The sequence below is a fragment of the Micromonospora sp. NPDC049275 genome, from assembly GCF_043197115.1.
In the GTDB taxonomy this organism is placed as follows: Bacteria; Actinomycetota; Actinomycetes; order Mycobacteriales; family Micromonosporaceae; genus Micromonospora.
Genome location: NZ_JBICSN010000001.1, coordinates 422,803 through 439,078, shown reverse-complemented (window position 1 = coordinate 439,078; position 16,276 = coordinate 422,803). Strand labels below are relative to the sequence as shown.

Here is a 16,276-nt window from a genome sequence, read left to right as displayed (position 1 = left end):
CCTGCTCAGTCCGCCAGCACCGCCGCCGTGATCCGGTGCAGTGCGAAGGTGTGCAGCATCTCGGTCCGCTCGTCCTCGGCCCGCAGGTAGCCGGCGCCGATCGACACCGGCTTGACCAGCCGGGACGCGGTCGCCCCGTGGGCGTCGACATACCCGACCCAGACCAGCGCCTTGTCGCGGACCGCCTGTTGAAGCACCGCCAGGGCCTCGGTGTGGGTGTGCGCGGGCACCGGGCCTCCGCCCAGCCCCGCCGCCCCGCCCCGGACGACCGCCGGCGCCCGCCGGGCCGCCCGCGCCGCCGCGTCGCCGCGCCGGATGTGCTCCACCACCCCGAGCAGCCGGGGCATCGGCAGCTTCGGCGCGGCCAGCGGGTCCAGCGTCCGGGTGGTCACCGGAACCCGCGCCGGAGCACGCCGGATCCGTGGCCGGGACAGCATCGTGCCGCCCGTGCCGTCCTCCTGCACCGGGGCGTACCCGGCGTCCCGCAGCGTGACAAGCATCCTGCTGACCTGGTACGGGGTGCTCAGCACGGTCGGCGCCAGCCGGCGCAACGCCAACGGCTCCAGCCGGCGGTCCGCCAGCACTTCGGTGAGCAGCGCCTCGTCGTCGCTGCGCAGGTACGCCCCGGCCGCTCCGACCCGCAACCCGCCGTGCTTACGAGCCACGTCGTCCACCAGGTAGCTGAGCCCCTGTGGTACCGGGGTGCGTGACCGGCGCCGGAACAGCTCGTGCAGGTCGTCGGCCGTGTAACCGGCGTCCAGTGCCCGCCGCACGCTCGCCGTGGTGACCCGGTGCACACTCGCCCCGCCGGCCGACTCGGGTTCGGTAGTCGCCTCCAGCTCGGCGGCGAGCCCCGGCTCCGGCGGCCCGGGCACCACAACTGTCAGGTCGGCCTGCACCAGGAAGTGGTCGACCGGGGCGGGCAGCAACGCGTCCAACGCCCGCGCGGCACTCGACGGGTCGCCGCTCTCCGCGTCCACGTGCAACCCCAGCGGGTCGCCGTCCGGCTCATCGGCCGACGTCAGCTCGCCCAGCAACAACCGCCCGTACGAGGTGAGCGCCCCCAGGCCTGTCACACCGAGCTGCGTCGCCTCGGCCAGCACCTCCCGATGGGCGGCCTCCCGACCCCGGCTGCGCCGCGGCGCCCGCCAGTCCAGCAGGGCCTGCACCTCCTCCGGGGTGGGCGCGGTCGCCGGTTCCAGGTCGGCGAGCACCCCGAGCACCGCCCGCCGTGTCGCCGGTGCGCCGGCACGCTCGGCCTCGGCGGACAGCGCGGTGATCGGACGGTCCCGGTCGTCACGCCGGCCGACCAGGCCGACCTGCCGGGTCATCGTCAGCCAGGCACGGGCCAGGTGCTCCCACCGCTGAGCCAGTGAGGCGGCACGCCACACCTCGTATCCACCGGTCGGCAGCACCTGCTGATCCGCGCCGTACCGGCCGGTCGCCGAACCGGACATCTCCAGCTCACAGGCGAGCCCCGCCGCGTACGCCACCTCGAGCAGCAGGGCGGTTGTCGGCTCGTCCAGCCCGCCGGTACGCGCCAGTCGGCGCAGGTCCCGAACGCCGATGCCACCCGAGCGCAGCACCGGCGCGGGTTCGGCGGCCAGCTGCTCCAGCAACCCCTCGGTGTGCCGTACCGCCTCCATGGTCTGGCCGGCGCCGGCCGAGTCGACGGCCTTCGGCTCACGTGGGGCGGCGGCCACCGGCGGGGGACTGCTGCGCAACGGCCCGAGCGGGCCGCTGTCGCGGCGCAGCAGCAGGCCCACCTCGCGGGGCAGCTCGACAGTGCCGCTGGCCGTCGACGAGCCGGAGGAGATGGGGACCAGCAGCCTGTTGTCGACCAGCCACCGCACCGGTGAGCCGGTGGGCGCGCCACCGTTCGTCGGGTCGGCGAGTACGGCGTCCTGCGTGCCGATCGGCGGTGCCTGCAACGCGCCCGGGGGCACGCTGCCCACGGGTGGTCCGGCCGCCAACCGGTCCAGGATCGCCCGGGCCGACGGGGGCGCGGCGAGCAGCGTCCGGCGCAGCTTCGCCGGGTCCGCGCAGAGCGCTGCCGTGCGCGGGTCCAGGTCCGCGGCCGGTCGACCGAGGCCGGCGGGGTACGGGGTCGCCTCGTCGACGGCGCCCGCCACGTGCATCGCGTGCTCCGGGCCGTACAGCAGGAAAAGTGCTCGTAGCCGGCCCACGGCGGCCCGGACGGCGGTCGGCGCCGGCGGGTGCGGCCCGGCGGTCGCCATGGCGAGCACCGCGTCGGTGGCCGTGGTGCCCTCGTCCGGGTGTCGGGTGAGCCGGGCGGCGTCGAGGATCAGAAGGGTGAACTGGTCCAGCCCGTCCAGGGCACGGGCCACCGAGACCCGGGACTGGGCGCGGATGGCCAGGGCGGAGACATCGGCGGGCACGGGCACGACGAGGTCCGGCCGGAGCTGGAGGAGCGCGGCCAGCGACTCGTCGGGCAGCGACCGCAGGTGGTCGGCGAGTGAGGTGGTCATCGTCTTTCCACGCTAGCCCGGGGTGGGGCTGTCGCGCCCCTCGGACGTCCGGCCGGTTGGGGGTCACCGGTACGTTTCTCGACATGCCCGCACTGACCGTCGGATTCGATCTCGACATGACCCTGATCGACTCCCGCCCCGGCATCGCCGCCGCGTACCGGGCGTTGACCGCGAGGACCGGTGTGCCTGTCGACGCCGAGCTGGCGGTGTCCCGGCTCGGCCCGCCGCTGCGCACCGAGATCGCGCACTGGTTCCCGCCGGAGCAGGTCGAGTCGGCCGTGCTGACGTACCGCGAGTTGTACCCGGCGTACGCGATCACGCCGACGCTTCCGCTGCCCGGGGCGCGGGAGGCCATCGACGCGATCCGCGCGCGGGGCGGACGTGTGCTTGTCGTCACGTCCAAGATCGGCCGGCTGGCCCGGCTGCACCTGGAGCACCTCGGTATCACGGTCGACGAGCTGGCCGGTGACCTGTTCGCCGAGCAGAAGGCGACAGCCCTGCGGGAGCACGGCGCGACCCACTACGTCGGTGACCACGTGGCGGACATGGTGGCGGCGGACGCGGCGGGGGTGCCGGGAATCGCTGTCGCGACCGGGCCGTGCTCCCCGGATGAGCTGCGGGACGCTGGCGCGGCAGTGGTGCTGGACGATCTCACCGGATTCCCAGCGGCGCTCGACGGCATGATCCAGCTAGCCTGGGAGCAGTAGCGGCTCAAGTGAAGCAGGGGTTTTCAGGTGCCTACGGGTCGAGTGAAGTGGTACGACACGGCCAAGGGATACGGCTTCGTCACCAGTGACGAGGGCGGCGACGTGTTTCTGCCCAAGGCCGCGTTGCCGGCGGGCGTCACCGACCTCAAGGGTGGTCAGCGGGTCGACTTCAGCGTGGTGGACAGCCGCCGGGGCGCACAGGCCATGGGCGTCAAGCTGCTGGATGCGCCGCCGTCGATGGCGGAGCTGCGACGTCGGCCGGCCGAGGAACTGCACGGCCTGGTCGAAGACATGATCAAGGTGCTGGAGGCGAAGGTTCAGCCGGACCTGCGTCGGGGCCGGTACCCGGACAAGAAGGCGGCGCAGAAGATCGCTCAGCTGGTCCACGCGGTGGCCCGCGAGCTGGAGGTCTGAGGCACCAGTCCGGCGGTGGCGGCGCGGTCGAGGAGCGCCGTCACCGCGGCGAAGCCGGCGTCGCCCAGGTCGGCGGTGAACTCGTTGACGTAGAGGCCGATGTGCCGGTCCACCACGTCGAGTTCCATCTCCTGGGCGTGCGCGAGGACGTACTCCCGGCTGGCCGCCGGGTCTGCCCAGGCCTGGCGGACCGACTCGCGGATCCAGCCGGCCGCGGCCACGGGGTCGACCGCGCCGCGCCGGGCCAGGATCGCGCCGAGGGGGATGGGCAGCCCGGTGTCGGCTTCCCACCACTCGCCGAGGTCGACGAGCGCGGTCAGCCCGTGCCGGTGGTAGGTGAACCGGGCCTCGTGGATGACCAGCCCGGCGTCGAAGCGACCAGCCGCGACGCCCGGCATGATCTCGTGGAACGGAACCACCTCGATCCGGGCCGGTGGTTGCCCGGCCGACCAGAGCCGGAACAGCAGGTACGCGGTCGTCCGATCGCCGGGCACCGCCACCGTGGCGCCGGCCAGGTCCGCGCGGTCACCCTTGGTGAGGACCAGCGGCCCACACCCGCGACCGAGCGCGCCCCCGCAGGGCAGCAGGTGGTAGTCGTCGAGCAGCCAGGGCAGCGCCGCGTAGCTCACCTTCACCAGGTCGAACGCACCCCGTTCGGCCGCCGTGTTGGTGACGTCCACGTCGGCGTACGTCACCTCGACGGGCGGCGCGCCGGGCACTCGCCCGTGCACCAGGGCGTCGAAGACGAACGTGTCGTTGGGGCAGGGCGAGATCGCCAGGGAGAGCGCCACACCCTCACGTTAGTCCCACTCGTGCGCGCTCGACCGGCGCGGTCCTGGGCCCTGTGACGCTGCCCGCAGAACAGGGGACCGAGCCTGCACGCGTGCACGCCACCTGTCACCTGCACGCCACCTGTCGCGGAGGTGCAGCCGTCCCGGAGCGGTGGGGGCATTGCCTCCCCCCTGTAGAGCTGCCCCGTCTCTGGGGCACGGTGCCAGGACAGCAGGCGGGCTGATCGGCGGCGGTGTGGGTGCCGATGACGGGCGGTGGTGCGGTGGGCGCCGGTGAACGGCGGGAGCCTGCTGTGGGTTCTTGAGTGTTCTCGAATAGTCGACTCACAGGCCGGGCCGGAGGGGCTACCGGACGCGTCTCCGGTTGTTCGGGGCGTCCCCTCCAGGTGACGGTTGTTCGGCTCTGGCTCGACGAGGAACTGACCGCCCGCCCCATCGATGGGGCAGCTCTACAGGCGCTCAGCAAGGGGATCCACACAGCAGCGCGGCGGTGTTATCAACAGAGTTATCCACAGGTGGATGACACCTTGTTGACGACGCGGGACTGAATGAAAACCATGGACGGATGGCTGCCGGCAGAGGTGTGATCGACCTAGGGGAGGCCCTGCGGGAACTTCGCCGGTGTGCCGACCTGAGTCAGCGCGAGTTGGCCGAGCGGTCCGGGGTGCCGAAGAGCACGTTGGCTCGCATTGAGGCGGGGCAGGACGCCCGACCGGCGTTCCGGACGGTCGAGCGGCTGATTTGCGCGGCAGGGGGTGAACTCGTCCTCGCGCTGCCCGGCAACTCCTGCCACGCGTTAACCGGCGACGGCCGCCTCACGGCAGCCGGGGAGCCGCCGCTCACGCTCGACGAGGAGCCAACGGTTGAGCCGCCGGAAGAACTGCGGGACGAGGCCGGTCGCCGCTACCCCGCGCACCTCGACGTACGTCGGGTCCGGACCCTCAAGGACTGGCCGGCCGCCTGGTGGGTGCACTCGTACACGCTCCCGGAGCGCCTGTGGCCGGTCCGCGTTCCCGAACTGACCTATGACCTGGACCGGGCTCGGCGGGACGAGCGGCGACGGCGGAATTGGACGCGCGCCCGGGTGCGGTTTCGGCGAGCGTCCGAAGGGCTGCCGGCCACGTCCTGGCGGCTTCTCGCCGAGGTGCCCGGAGCCGGGCCGGTCGGTGAGCTTAGGGCGCACGAGCGGAGCGTGGATCTTCTCCTGGGCGAGGAGTGGGGCGACCAGCGTGAGCTGGTGTTGGAGGGCGTCATCGTGGCTCCCGGCCTGCGGACTCTGGGCATCGGGCGGGGTCTGATCGAGCTGTTGTCCAAGGAGATGGCTGCGGCCGGACTGCGGGCCGCCCACGCGATCGCCGAGGCCGGCGACGTGCAGTTTCTGCTGGCCTGCGGGTTCGAGCTGCAGGCAAGTCGGCCGTCGGCACTAATGCTCGAAGTGTGAACGTCGCTCCCCGACGTGGCCACCTGCGTGCGGGTCGCAGCCGGGCCGCGGCTCAGCGCAGCGCTGGAGCCGCTGCGGTCAGCGCGGTGAGGGCCTCGCGCAGCCGCCAGGCGTCACGGTCGCGGGGGCCGATCGGGTTGGAGATGGTGCGCAACTCGGCGAAGGGCACCCCGGCCTGCGCGGCGGCGACAGCGACTCCGTACCCCTCCATGGCCTCGGCGACCGCCTCCGGATGCCGGCGGCGCAGCTCGTCGGTGCTGGCGGCGGTGCCGGTGACCGTGCTGACGGTGAGCACCGGGCCGGTCGTCGCCGCCGGCAGGGCCGCCCGTAGCGCCGCGAGCAGGCCCGGGTCGGCGGGGATGATGCTGCCTCCACCGAGCAGCGCGGGTGGCATGCCCAGCTCGTCGACAGCGATGAAGCCGTCGGGTGACTCGGCGCCCAGGTCGGCGGCGATGCTCGCGGTGCCGAGCACCGTGTCGCCGACGGCGGCCCGCCCGGTGAAGCCGCCGGCCACGCCGGCGCTGACCACCGCGCGGTACGGGCGACCGGCCGCCTCGGCCAGGGCCAGCAGCCGTGCGGTGGCGGCGCCCGCGACGGCCGGGCCCACCCCGATCGGGGCGACGGTGACGCTGGCGTCGGTCAGGCCGGCGCGTACGGCGTCCGCCTCGGCCGGTACCGCGGTCACCACCAGTAGGCCGGTCACGAGAGCGAACCGGGGGACTCTCGGCGGGTCTCGTCGTCCGCTCCGCCGCCCGGGCCGCCGACCGACGAGGAGGGGCGGTAGATGTGGTAGCCGGGCGGTGCGAGCCCCGGCTCGTCGTGCTGCGGTGGGTTGGCCTGGGTGGGCGCCGGCGAGGTGGGTGCGACGTTCGCGGGCTCGGCCTCCGGCTCGTCCTCGGCCAGTTCGTCGTCACCCAGCGGCCGGCCGGCGAGCTTCTCGGCGCGCAGCCGGGCGGCGACAAGCACCCCCCGGACGGCGGCCAGGATGCCCACGCCGGCGGCGACCGCGATGCCGGTACGGCCGTCGAACGGGACCAGCCCGAGCCCGCCGCCGACGACGAAGGCGAGCATCAGCACCGTCTCGGAGTGGGCGAAGGAGCTGGCCCGCAGCCGCTCCGGGATGCGCTCCTGGATCGAGGCGTCCACGGCGAGTTTGGCCACCCCACTGACCAGCGCGGTGACCAGACAGAGCAGGGCCACCATCAGCAGCGAGAACTGGATGACGGCGAGCACTCCCACCCCCGCCACGATGATCATGCTGCTGGACTGGATGGCGGTCGGCCGGTGGATGCGCAAGCGGGTGCCGACTGCGGTCGCCAGGAAGCTGCCGACGGCCAGCGCGCCGCCGATCAGCCCCAGCGCCCACTCCGCGCCCAGGTCCCGGCCGAACACGCCGGTGGTCAGGTCACCCTTCTTGATGGCGAAGGCGAGGAACAGCAGCAGGAAGCCGTACACCGCGCGCAGGGTCGCGGCGCCGATCAGGGTGGCGATCACCAGTCGCCCGGCCGGTCGGCCCCGGCCCAGCGGCCGGTCTTTACGGCGGCCCAGCACGCGCAACGCGCGGGGCACCCGCTCCGGCGGCTCCGAGTCCGCCTTCGGCGGCAGCCGCAGGGAGATCACCATGCCGATCAGGAAGATCACCGACGCGACGCGCAGCGGCCACTGCGGCCCGAACCAGAAGGCCGCCAACCCGATCGGCGCGACGAGCGCACCCGCCACCGTGCCGTAGACGCTGGCCCGCGCGCCCACCTGGGAGAGGCCCAGCCCCTCCGGCAGCAGCCGGGGCACCGCCGCGGACCGGGCCACGCCGTAGGCACGCGACAGCGCGAGCACACCGAACGCGGCCGGATAGAGCCCGAAGCCGTGGATGTAGTCGGAGATCAGCCAGGCCAGGAACGCCCGGCCGAGCATGGTGGCGGCCAGCGCGTACCGCCGGCCGTGCCGGAAGTGGTCCAGCAGCGGGCCCACCACGGGGGCGAGCATCGCGAACGGCACCATGGTCACGAGCAGATAGAGCGCGACCTTGCTGCGGGCCTCGCCGAGCGGCACGTTGAAGAAGATCGTCCCGGCCAGGCCGATGGCGATGAGCGTGTCACCGGCGCAGGAGACGGCGTGCAGGTCGAACAGGCGGATCATGCCGACCTCGCCGCCGGCGCCTCGGGTCCGGGCCCGGCCGGCCCGGCGGGTCACCCAGCGGCCGCCGCCCACCGAACCACGCAGGAGCAGGCGAACGGCCCGAATGCCGGTGCCGACGGTCCGCCCGAGGACGGATCGCCCGGAGCGGGAGTACGACGGCATGTGCACCATCCTCGCCCATCTGATCCAGGTACGCCGCACCACTGCGGTGAAAGGTTCCCCGGGAGTCCCTGTCACCCCTGTGGGGAGCATGGGGAACAATGGTCGGGTGACCAGGCCCGTCTCCACCCGTGCCGCCCGTCTCGACCAGGTCTGCGCCGCCGCCGTCGAGGTGGCCCGCGCTGGCATCACCGAGGTGGACGCCGACGACGTCGGCGACCACCTGCAGGTCGTGGCCGAGGGTGAACGGCTGGTCACCCACTACTTCGAGTGCCTCCTCGCCGGCTATCGCGGCTGGCGGTGGGCGGTCACCGTCACCCGCGTGGCGCGCAGCAAGACGGTGACCATCTGCGAGACGGTGCTGCTGCCCGGCCCGGACGCGCTGCTCGCGCCCGGCTGGCTGCCCTGGCAGGAGCGGCTCAAGCCGGGTGACCTCGGCCCTGGTGACCTGCTGCCGACCTCCCCGGAGGACGAGCGGTTGGCCCCCGGCTACCTGCTCTCCGACGACCCGGCGGTCGAGGAGACGGCCTGGGAGCTGGGTCTCGGTCGGGCCCGGGTGCTCTCCCGGGAGGGGCGCGCCGACGCGGCACAGCGCTGGTACGACGGCGACCACGGCCCCACGGCGGCCATCTCCACCGCCGCCCCGGCCGCCGCCCGCTGCGGCACCTGCGGCTTCTACCTGCCGCTGGCCGGCTCGCTGCGGCAGGCGTTCGGCGCCTGCGGCAACTTCTACGCCCCGGACGACGGCCGGGTGGTAAGCGCCGACCACGGTTGCGGCGCCCACTCCGAGACGCTGATCGAGGCCGCCGAGACCGCGGTGGAGGATCTTCCGACGGTGTACGACGACAGTGCGGTGGAGGCCATGTCGGTCAGCCGTGCCCCGGGTTCGGTGGAGGCGGCCGAGCCGGCGGAGCCGTACGGGCACCCCTGAGCGTTCGCGCCGGCGTGGCCGGGTGCGCTCAGTTCGCGCGGCGGCGGCGTCGGTTGGCGTCGTGGCGCAGCATGACGGCGAGGCCGGGGAACCCCCACAGGAAACCGGCCAGGCAGGTCCAGAGCCAGTTCTCGTGATCGTGCTCGGTCAGCCAGCCCCGGAAGAAGACCAGCAGCACCAGTCCGACGACCGCCCAGGCGATCAGCCCGGCGACGGCGAACGGCACCATCGGCGGGTCCAGCGGCGCGGGGCGCGGTGGCTGGTCGTTCGGCATCGGGCAAGCGTACGCGATCCGCTTCCCCTGCCCGCCGGTGATCTGGGACGATGCGCGCGACAACCGGAAGATCACCTGCGAGGACCTGATGGCAGTAGCGCCGCCCGAGAACGGCACACCTCCCGACCCCGCTCACCCGCGTAACGGCTTCGACCGGTTCTTCGAGATCTCCGCCCGCGGCTCGACGTTGAGCCGTGAGGTACGCGGTGGCCTGGCGACCTTCTTCACGATGGCGTACATCGTGGTGCTCAATCCATTGATCCTGGGCGGCGCCGTCGACGGTGACGGCAAGTCCCTCCCGATTCCGGCGCTGGCCGCGGCGACCGCGCTGGTCGCCGGCCTGATGACCATCCTGATGGGTGTGGTCGGCCGGTTCCCGCTGGCGCTCGCCGCCGGCCTGGGCGTCAACGCCCTGGTGGCGTACGAGATCGCTCCCGAGATGACCTGGGCCGACGCGATGGGCCTGGTGGTGATCGAGGGTGTGATCATCGCGGTGCTGGTGCTCACCGGCCTGCGTACCGCTGTGTTCCGCGCGGTGCCGACACAGATGAAGACGGCGATCGGCGTCGGCATCGGCCTCTTCCTGACCATCATCGGTCTGGTGGACGCGGGTTTCGTCCGACGGATCCCGGACGTCGCGAACACCACAGTGCCGGTGGGTCTGGGCATCGGCGGCAAGCTGGTGAGCTGGCCGCTGCTGGTCTTCGTGGTGGGCCTGCTGCTCACGCTGGTGCTTGTGGTCCGCCGGGTGAAGGGGGCGATCCTGATCGGGATCCTGACCTCCACCGTGCTGGCGGTCATCGTCGAGGCGGTCGCCAACATCGGCCCGTCGTTCGTCGACGGGAAACCCAACCCGAAGGGCTGGGCGCTGAACGTGCCCGAGCTGCCCAAGACGGTGGTGGACGTGCCGGACCTGTCGCTGCTGGGCAAGTTCAACGTGCTCGACTCGTGGGGCCGGGCCGGCTGGGTCGTCGTGCTGATGTTCGTCTTCACGCTGCTGATCACGGACTTCTTCGACACGATGGGCACGATGGTGGCGGTCGGCCAGGAGGGTGGCCTGCTCGACGAGCGGGGCACGCCGCCGAAGGCCAAGGAGATCCTGCTCGTCGACTCGATCGCGGCGGCGGCCGGCGGTGCGGCGAGCACCTCCAGCAACACGTCGTACATCGAGAGTGCCGCCGGTGTCGGGGAGGGTGCCCGGACCGGTGTGGCCAGCCTGGTCACCGGCGTGCTCTTCCTGCTGGCGATGTTCCTGGCGCCGCTGGTGGTGATCGTGCCGTTCGAGGCGGCGTCGACAGCCCTGGTGGTGGTCGGCTTCCTGATGATGACCGCCGTGCGGACGATCGACTGGTCCGACTACGAGATCGCCATTCCGGCGTTCCTCACCATCGTGCTGATGCCGTTCACGTACTCGATCTCCAACGGGATCGGCGCCGGTCTGATCACCTTCGTGGTGCTGAAGCTGGCCCGGGGTAAGGCCCGGGAGATCCACCCCCTGCTGTACGGGGTGGCAGTGCTCTTCGTGCTGTACTTCCTGCGCGGGCCGATCGAGTCACTTGTGCTCTGACCTGCCGTCCGGGCGGGGAACCGCGTAGGATTTCCCGCCCGGATCAGCACAAACATCCCCGTGAGCCTGGTCATAACGGATGTCGTTAGCCAGGCTCATTAGTTAAGCTAACTATCGTGACGGAGCGGACGGTGACGGCGGAACGCGTGCCACCGGCGCAGCTGGCTCCCCAGCTGCGAGATGCGATCACCCGACTCAACCGGCGGGTCCGCCAGGCCCGACCGGTCGGCGACCTCACGGTCACCCAGCTCTCCGCGCTCACCAGCCTGCGGCTGGCGGGCGCGCTGACGCCTCGGGAACTGGCCGATGTCGAACGGGTGCAGCCACCGACGATGACCAAGATCGTCGCGAAGTTGGAGGACCGCGGCCTCGTGCGGCGGACACCCCATCCGACCGACGGCCGGCAGGTCATCCTCGCGGCGACCGAAGGAGGGCAGGCCGTGCTCGACCAGTTCGAGCGGGCCCGCAACGAATGGCTGGCCCGCCGGCTGGCCGAGCTCGACGAGAACGACCGGGAGACCCTGCACAGGGCCGCCGAGATTCTCCAGCAGCTCGCTCGCGCCTGAGCCCGCGCCCGCGCCACTCCGGCCGTGCCGTCACCTGTCGATGACGTGTACGTCCGAAGGAGGCGCACCAAGAGTGCAGGCCAAGCTGAGCACGATGTTCCAGTCCCTACAGGTCCGTAACTACCGGCTCTTCGCGTCCGGGCAGCTGATCAAACTGATCGGCGTCTGGATGATGTTCATCGCCCAGGACTGGCTCGTCCTCGACCTCTCCGACAACTCGGCCACCGCGCTCGGCGTGGTCACCGCGCTGCAGTTCACCCCGGTACTGCTGCTCACCCTGCTCTCCGGCCGCCTCGCCGACCGGTACGACAAGCGGGTGCTGCTCTTCGCCGCCAACGCCTTCTGGACGGTGCTGGCACTCGGGATGTCCCTGCTGGTGCTCACCGACCTGGTGCAGCTCTGGCACGTCTTCGCGTTCGCCGCCCTGCTCGGCACGGCCAACGCCGTGGAGACCCCGGTCCGCCAGGCGTTCGTCTCCGAACTGGTCGGCACGCCCCTGCTGCCCAACGCCCTGTCGCTGAACGCCGCCGTGTTCAATTCCGCCCGGATCGTCGGCCCGGCGGTCGCCGGCCTGGCCATCGCCGCCTTCGACGTGGGCCCGGTCTTCCTCTTCACGGCCGTCAGCTCCATCGCGCCGCTTGTCAACGTGGTCCGGATGCGGACGAGCGAACTGCAGCGCGACGCGCTCCCACCGCGCGACGAGCGGGCGTCCGCGAAGGTCGTCGACGGGCTGCGGTACGTGTGGCGTCGGCCGGACCTGCTGTTGCCGATGGCGGTGATGTCGGTGATCGGCATGTCGCTGTTCAACTTCCAGCTCACCCTGGCCGCGCTGGCCAAGACGGTCTTCCACACCGGCGCCGCCTCCTTCGGCCTGTTCAGCACCGCCCTCGCCGTCGGCGCGCTGTGCGGTGCGCTCAGCGGCACCGGCCGGCGCAGCCGGCCGTCGGTCTGGCTGGTGCTCGGCGCCGCGATCGCCTGCGCCAGCTTCGGCACCCTGGTCGGCTTCGCGTCGACGTACTGGCTGGTCGTCGTGCTGCTCGTGCCCACCGGCTTCTTCATGGTCTTCTTCGCCCAGGCCGCCAACCAGCGCGTCCAGCTCGGGGTGGACGCCGCCTTCCGGGGTCGGGTGATGGCCCTGTGGGTGCTGGTGTTCCTGGGCACGAACCCGGTCGGCGCGCCGCTCATCGGTTGGGTCGCCGAGCACTTCGGCGCCGGCGCGAGCATCTGGATGGGCGGGCTGATCTCGCTGGCCACCGCGCTGATCGCCCTCACCTGGCAACTGCGCCGCGCCGGTGCGCGACTGCGCTTCCGGGTGCTGCCCATGCCCCGCTTCTACGTCACCTCCACCGACTGCTGAACCGCGCGTTGGGCCCCTTCCGACCGGAACGGGGCCCACGCGCACGGTCGGGAAACGTGCGGAGGTCCGGATCGGCGGATAGCGCGGATGCGGCCAATTCGCTGGCGGGGTGGCACGACGGGGCTTAGCGTCGATATGTGGGAGTCGAACGCGCGCTGATGCTCGCCCTGGCGTTCCTCGCCGTGGCCAGCCTCCCGGCGGCGTTCGCCCTGCTCTTCTGCGCCGACGAGATCATCGACCGCGTGGTCTGCGGCTGGTCCGAGTGGCGCGAGCGCCGGCGGGAACGCCGCACCATCGCCCGCCTCGACCGGGCCATCGAAGCCGACGCGCTGACCCGCGACATCGACCTCAGCGAGTTCGACCGCGCCGACCGCCGCCCACTGGAACAGCTCGCCGCCGACCTGCGCCGCCTCGGCGGTCAGCGGCTCGGCGGCAACGCCCGGTCCATGGTCTGGCACGGCGCGGTGCTCCAGGCGTACGACGACCGGCTCCGGCTGGCCTGCCGCGCCCTCGGCATCGCCGAACACCTCGCCGAGCTGAGCGGCGTCGACCAGCAGATCGAGCGGATACGCGTGGAGGGTGTGCTGCACGCCGCCGGCCTGACCCTGCCGGCGGCCCGCGCCGGGCACCGGCAACGGCACCGCTGACCGGCCGGAACTCGTGATCCACCCGGGTTCTTGGAAGTCGGGGCTTCTTGTTGGGATCGATGGCCCGGTTTCCTGGAAGCCGAGTTGATCACGCAGTGGCTGCCGCGTGTCGGCGGTAGCGGTCAGCCAACCGCCGACGTCACGCGTCAGGAGGACTCGCGGGCCGCCGGGCCGGTGCCGAAGAGCACGTCGTCCCAGCTCGGCAGGCGCTTGCGCGGCTTGCCGCTGGCGTCGGTGGACTCGCCACCGGCCGCCGCAGCGGCCGTACCGGTCCGCCGGGGCCGCAGCACCGCCAGCGACGGCACGGCCGGGACCTCCTTGGGCGCGTCCGAGTCGTCGTCGAAGGCCGAGCCCTGGCCGCCACCGAGCAGCGCGGCAGCACCGCCGCCGACCGGCCGCTGCCGGGGAGAGTCCGACCCGGCCAGAGCAGCCGGGGTACGCGGCTCAAGGCCACGACCCGACGAGCCGCCGAGCGGGCGGTCCAGCGAGGCGAGCAGGGCGTCCCGGCCGGCCCGGATCGGGTCGCGACCCGGGCGCGGGTGCTCGGACGCGGCAGGCAACCCGTGCCCGCCACGGCTCGGCTCGCCGCGCGACGGGCCGGGCAGGCCGTGCCCGGTCCGCTCCGGTGCCGGCTCCTGGCCGAGGATCGGCGTGGGCCGCTCGGCGCACAGGTACTGCGCCATGTCGTCGTGCGGCGTGACCACCTGCCGGGCCTTGTCCATGTCCCAGATGGCCTGCGCGGTGGCCTTGCCGGACGGCCAGGTGGCGATGATCCGCCAGGTGCCGTCGTCGCGCCGGTAGGCGTCCCAGGAGATCTTCTCGGTGTCGATGCCGTGCTGGCTCAGCCGGCCGTTGACCACCTCGGCGAGCGGGGTGGGCTTCTCCGCGCCCTTGAGGCGGGTGCGGCGGGCGTGCTGGGCGAGCATCGCCCGCTCCTGCAACACCGGGCCGGCGTAGCGCAGCACCCGGTCGACAGGCACCCCGGCGATCCGGGCGACATCCTCCGCGGACTCACCGGAGCGAATGCGGGCCTGGATGTCCCGAGGAGACAGTGAGGGAATCGGATCGGTCGTGGTCGGTGCCACCGCGAGCGGCGGGGCACCCGGCTCGGGGTGCATCACACCGGCGATGCGTTCGTCGATCGGCAGGGCGAGGAGGCGCCCCACCTCGTCGGCGAGCACCAGGGCCTGGCCGTCCTCGGAGAGGGCGACGAAGCGTACTGGGCGCATAGCGTTGCCTCCGTCCCGCTTCGCTGGCCGCACGCCACGAGTCGGCCACCCAGGCGTCTCGGACCACCGTACGCGCATCTGTCTCGGGGTGGGGGAAGCGACACCCCGCATGTCGCGACTGAGCTGCGGCGATGATCACGGTGGGTGGCCGTCGAAGGCTCGACGGACACCCACCGTGACGATGCTCAGAGGCGCTCGACCACGTAGTCGATCGACGCGGTCAGCGCCTCGACATCGGCCGGCTCGACGGCCGGGAACAGCGCCACGCGCAACTGGTTGCGGCCGAGCTTGCGGTACGGCTCGGTGTCCACGATGCCGTTGGCCCGCAGCGCCTTCGCGATCGCGGTGGCGTCCACGCCGTCGGCGAAGTCGATTGTCGCGACCACATTGGACCGCAGCGCCGGGTCGGTGACGAACGGGGTGGCCACCGTGGACCGCTCCGCCCAGCCGTACACCGTCGCGGCGCTCTCCGCCGTGCGCTTGGCCGCCCAGGCCAGGCCGCCCTGCGCGTTCATCCAGTCGGTCTGCTCGGCCGCCAGGAAGATGGTGGCCAGCGCCGGGGTGTTGTACGTCTGCTCCAGCCGCGAGTTGTCGATCGCGGTCACCAGGTCCAGGAAGGCCGGGATGTAGCGCCCCGACGCCTTGATCTCGGCGGCCCGCTCCAGCGCGGCCGGCGACATCAGGGCCAACCAGAGGCCGCCGTCGGAACCGAAGCACTTCTGCGGCGCGAAGTAGTAGACGTCGGTCTCGCCGACGTTGACCTCCAGGCCACCGGCGCCCGAGGTGGCGTCGACCAGGAGCAGCGCGTCGTCGTCCGCGCCGGCCACCCGGCTGATCGGCACCGCCACACCTGTCGAGGTCTCGTTGTGCGGCGTCGCGTACACGTCCACGCCGGCCTCGGCGACCAGGGTGGGCGCGCTGCCCGCCGCTGCCTTGCGGACGGTCGGCTCACCGAGGAACGGGGCGTCGGAGACCGACTTGGCGAACTTCGCGCCGAACTCGCCGAAGCTGGCGAACTGCGCCCGGTCGCGGACGAGACCGAAGGTGGCGACCTCCCAGAACGCGGTGGTGCCGCCGTTGCCGATGACGACCTCGTAGCCCTCGGGCAGCGAGAAGAACTCGGCGATGCCGGAGCGCAGCCGGGCCACCTGGTCGCGGACCGTCTTCTGCCGGTGCGACGTGCCCAGGTAGCTGGTCGCCACCTCGGCGAGCGCGGACACGGCCGCCGGACGGACCTTGGACGGGCCGCAGCCGAAACGTCCGTCGGCGGGCTTGATCTCGTCGGGAATCCGGATGATCGGTGCGTCAGCCACGGTCTTGAAGGTCCTTCCGCATGGGCGAGGGAGGGCTCGGCGCGGACCGGCGGCGGGCGCGTACGGGGCGCACGGCTGCCGGGATCCGTACCGGCGATCCGGCGACACTGCCGGCCCTCATCCTCGCACCCGGGCCGGGCCGGGGAAGTCGGGGTCCCGAGGGCCGGCCTGAGTCCTTCGCCACACCCCGGTGTCGATGTCCGGGCCGCACAGAGAGGGCCCCTCCTGGGCGTGAGTCGCCAGAAGGGGCCCTGC

15 protein-coding genes are annotated in these 16,276 nt (G+C 72.5%); 8 read left to right on the top strand and 7 right to left on the bottom strand.

Going from position 1 to position 16,276, the window contains the following annotated elements; genetic code table 11:
• Positions 1-5: 5 nt before the first annotated feature.
• Complete coding sequence (locus tag ACGFIE_RS02080; protein WP_393290123.1) at positions 6-2,489, bottom strand: helicase-associated domain-containing protein; 2,484 nt, start codon at positions 2,487-2,489, stop codon at positions 6-8.
• 83 nt (positions 2,490-2,572) lie between these two features.
• Here ACGFIE_RS02080 and ACGFIE_RS02075 point away from each other — a divergent pair, with 83 nt between their 5' ends.
• Both ACGFIE_RS02075 and ACGFIE_RS02070 read left to right on the top strand, forming a co-directional pair.
• Positions 2,573-3,196 carry an HAD family hydrolase gene (locus ACGFIE_RS02075; RefSeq protein WP_393290120.1) on the top strand — a complete coding sequence of 208 codons (624 nt, stop codon included), beginning with the start codon at positions 2,573-2,575 and terminating at the stop codon, positions 3,194-3,196.
• A 27-nt stretch (positions 3,197-3,223) separates the two neighbouring features.
• Positions 3,224-3,610 carry a cold shock domain-containing protein gene (locus ACGFIE_RS02070; RefSeq protein WP_358096360.1) on the top strand — a complete coding sequence of 129 codons (387 nt, stop codon included), beginning with the start codon at positions 3,224-3,226 and terminating at the stop codon, positions 3,608-3,610.
• Here ACGFIE_RS02070 and ACGFIE_RS02065 read toward each other — a convergent pair.
• A complete protein-coding gene (locus tag ACGFIE_RS02065; RefSeq protein ID WP_393290117.1) occupies positions 3,571-4,401 on the bottom strand; it encodes a 1,4-dihydroxy-6-naphthoate synthase in 831 nt (276 codons plus the stop codon). The two genes, ACGFIE_RS02070 and ACGFIE_RS02065, sit on opposite strands and share 40 nt — an antisense overlap.
• 565 nt (positions 4,402-4,966) lie before the next feature.
• Here ACGFIE_RS02065 and ACGFIE_RS02060 point away from each other — a divergent pair.
• Positions 4,967-5,842 carry a helix-turn-helix domain-containing protein gene (locus ACGFIE_RS02060; protein WP_393290115.1) on the top strand — a complete coding sequence of 292 codons (876 nt, stop codon included), beginning with the start codon at positions 4,967-4,969 and terminating at the stop codon, positions 5,840-5,842.
• Positions 5,843-5,894: 52 nt separating this feature from the next.
• Here ACGFIE_RS02060 and ACGFIE_RS02055 read toward each other — a convergent pair whose 3' ends face one another.
• Together ACGFIE_RS02055 and ACGFIE_RS02050 are read right to left on the bottom strand one after the other, a co-directional pair.
• Positions 5,895-6,545: a futalosine hydrolase gene (locus ACGFIE_RS02055; RefSeq protein ID WP_393290112.1), complete on the bottom strand. Its 651-nt coding sequence runs from the start codon at positions 6,543-6,545 to the stop codon at positions 5,895-5,897.
• On the bottom strand, positions 6,542-8,140 hold the full coding sequence (locus tag ACGFIE_RS02050; protein WP_393290109.1) for an MFS transporter: 1,599 nt from the start codon (positions 8,138-8,140) through the stop codon (positions 6,542-6,544). The genes ACGFIE_RS02055 and ACGFIE_RS02050 overlap by 4 nt, the downstream gene beginning before the upstream one ends.
• Here ACGFIE_RS02050 and ACGFIE_RS02045 point away from each other — a divergent pair.
• Positions 8,139-9,068, top strand: coding sequence for a DUF3027 domain-containing protein (locus tag ACGFIE_RS02045; RefSeq protein WP_393290107.1), 930 nt, complete (start codon positions 8,139-8,141; stop codon positions 9,066-9,068). The two genes, ACGFIE_RS02050 and ACGFIE_RS02045, sit on opposite strands and share 2 nt — an antisense overlap.
• 28 nt (positions 9,069-9,096) lie before the next feature.
• Here ACGFIE_RS02045 and ACGFIE_RS02040 read toward each other — a convergent pair whose 3' ends face one another.
• Positions 9,097-9,342, bottom strand: coding sequence for a DUF2530 domain-containing protein (locus ACGFIE_RS02040; RefSeq protein WP_007454822.1), 246 nt, complete (start codon positions 9,340-9,342; stop codon positions 9,097-9,099).
• Between the two features lie 88 nt (positions 9,343-9,430).
• Here ACGFIE_RS02040 and ACGFIE_RS02035 point away from each other — a divergent pair, with 88 nt between their 5' ends.
• The 4 genes from ACGFIE_RS02035 to ACGFIE_RS02020 all read left to right on the top strand — a co-directional run bounded on the left by ACGFIE_RS02035 (position 9,431) and on the right by ACGFIE_RS02020 (position 13,479).
• Positions 9,431-10,909 (top strand): NCS2 family permease, encoded by a 1,479-nt coding sequence (locus ACGFIE_RS02035; protein WP_363687928.1) that lies wholly within the window; start codon positions 9,431-9,433, stop codon positions 10,907-10,909.
• A 116-nt stretch (positions 10,910-11,025) separates the two neighbouring features.
• The gene (locus tag ACGFIE_RS02030) at positions 11,026-11,475 is read left to right on the top strand and encodes a MarR family winged helix-turn-helix transcriptional regulator (RefSeq protein ID WP_393290104.1); all 450 of its coding nucleotides are present in this window, start codon (positions 11,026-11,028) and stop codon (positions 11,473-11,475) included.
• 73 nt (positions 11,476-11,548) lie between these two features.
• Positions 11,549-12,832 carry an MFS transporter gene (locus ACGFIE_RS02025; RefSeq protein ID WP_393290101.1) on the top strand — a complete coding sequence of 428 codons (1,284 nt, stop codon included), beginning with the start codon at positions 11,549-11,551 and terminating at the stop codon, positions 12,830-12,832.
• Between the two features lie 137 nt (positions 12,833-12,969).
• On the top strand, positions 12,970-13,479 hold the full coding sequence (locus ACGFIE_RS02020; RefSeq protein ID WP_393290099.1) for a hypothetical protein: 510 nt from the start codon (positions 12,970-12,972) through the stop codon (positions 13,477-13,479).
• 146 nt (positions 13,480-13,625) lie between these two features.
• Here ACGFIE_RS02020 and sepH read toward each other — a convergent pair whose 3' ends face one another.
• Entirely contained in the window at positions 13,626-14,708 is a 1,083-nt protein-coding gene (gene sepH, locus ACGFIE_RS02015) for a septation protein SepH (RefSeq protein ID WP_393290097.1), read from the bottom strand.
• A gap of 185 nt (positions 14,709-14,893) precedes the next feature.
• Positions 14,894-16,021, bottom strand: a complete 1,128-nt coding sequence (serC, locus tag ACGFIE_RS02010; RefSeq protein WP_393290094.1) for a phosphoserine transaminase — start codon at positions 16,019-16,021, stop codon at positions 14,894-14,896.
• Positions 16,022-16,276: the final 255 nt, after the last annotated feature.

Bases quoted from the DNA above. Each gene is read 5' to 3' on its own strand.
- ACGFIE_RS02080 (WP_393290123.1), bottom strand. From the start codon at position 2,489: ATGACCACCTCACTCGCCGACCACCTGCGGTCGCTGCCCGACGAGTCG.
- ACGFIE_RS02075 (WP_393290120.1), top strand. From the start codon at position 2,573: ATGCCCGCACTGACCGTCGGATTCGATCTCGACATGACCCTGATCGAC.
- ACGFIE_RS02060 (WP_393290115.1), top strand. From the start codon at position 4,967: ATGGCTGCCGGCAGAGGTGTGATCGACCTAGGGGAGGCCCTGCGGGAA.
- ACGFIE_RS02045 (WP_393290107.1), top strand. From the start codon at position 8,139: ATGTGCACCATCCTCGCCCATCTGATCCAGGTACGCCGCACCACTGCG.
- ACGFIE_RS02050 (WP_393290109.1), bottom strand. From the start codon at position 8,140: ATGCCGTCGTACTCCCGCTCCGGGCGATCCGTCCTCGGGCGGACCGTC.
- ACGFIE_RS02040 (WP_007454822.1), bottom strand. From the start codon at position 9,342: ATGCCGAACGACCAGCCACCGCGCCCCGCGCCGCTGGACCCGCCGATG.
- ACGFIE_RS02035 (WP_363687928.1), top strand. From the start codon at position 9,431: ATGGCAGTAGCGCCGCCCGAGAACGGCACACCTCCCGACCCCGCTCAC.
- sepH (WP_393290097.1), bottom strand. From the start codon at position 14,708: ATGCGCCCAGTACGCTTCGTCGCCCTCTCCGAGGACGGCCAGGCCCTG.